Origin of the sequence: Filifactor villosus (genome assembly GCF_042652965.1) — a bacterium.
In the GTDB taxonomy this organism is placed as follows: Bacteria; Bacillota; Clostridia; order Peptostreptococcales; family Filifactoraceae; genus Filifactor; species Filifactor villosus.
Map to the genome: position 1 here is coordinate 1 of NZ_JBHSHL010000070.1, position 611 is coordinate 611.

Annotated in this window: 2 protein-coding genes; both read left to right on the forward strand. The window is 43.4% G+C overall.

What is annotated here, in order from left to right:
- Positions 1 to 339 (forward strand): hypothetical protein (locus ACFO4R_RS11955; protein ID WP_379789456.1); only part of this gene is annotated, 339 nt, incomplete at its 5' end.
- 16 nt (positions 340 to 355) lie between these two features.
- Positions 356 to 611 (forward strand): hypothetical protein (locus tag ACFO4R_RS11960; RefSeq protein WP_379789458.1); only part of this gene is annotated, 256 nt, incomplete at its 3' end.

The window sequence follows — 611 nt, forward strand, 5'->3', positions numbered from 1 at the left end:
ATGAAATCGCGAAGAAACGAATCGAGGATGAATATGAAAGAGTGGCAAAAGACGGCGAGGGAGCTGTTCCTTGAAGAACACAAGAAGATAAATGAGATAGCAGAGATCGTTCAAAAGAGCAGGAAGACGGTTTCTGCTTTTTTGAATTCTCTCAAAGAAACAGCAAAAGAGAAGGAGCAAAGAAAAGAGAGGTCGAAAGAAGCGCGAAAACAATATCAACGCAGATGGGACATGTTGAACAGAAACGTCATATCCGAGGAAGACGAGCAGAGGTTAATGCGACGTTCTCACGATATTGCTGCATCGGTTCTGTCCGCAGAGCGTTTTTTTCACGAATAAAAAGCAGGGGGAAGGTATGGACTTTAACAGTTTTTTCAATCTAATCATTTCGATCGTAGTCGGCTACATCGGCTACACGCTGAAGGAGCGGGACGGTCGCATCGAAAAACAATTCGCAAATATGAAAACGACGATCGACAAAATGTCCGATTCGCTCAAAGCGAGCGAAACAAATATGTATCGATGTTTCGTCACGAAAGACGAGCACAGCAGGGATATGAATGCATTAGAGCGTAAGATCGACGATATCAAGGATTTGCTCATGGACATTA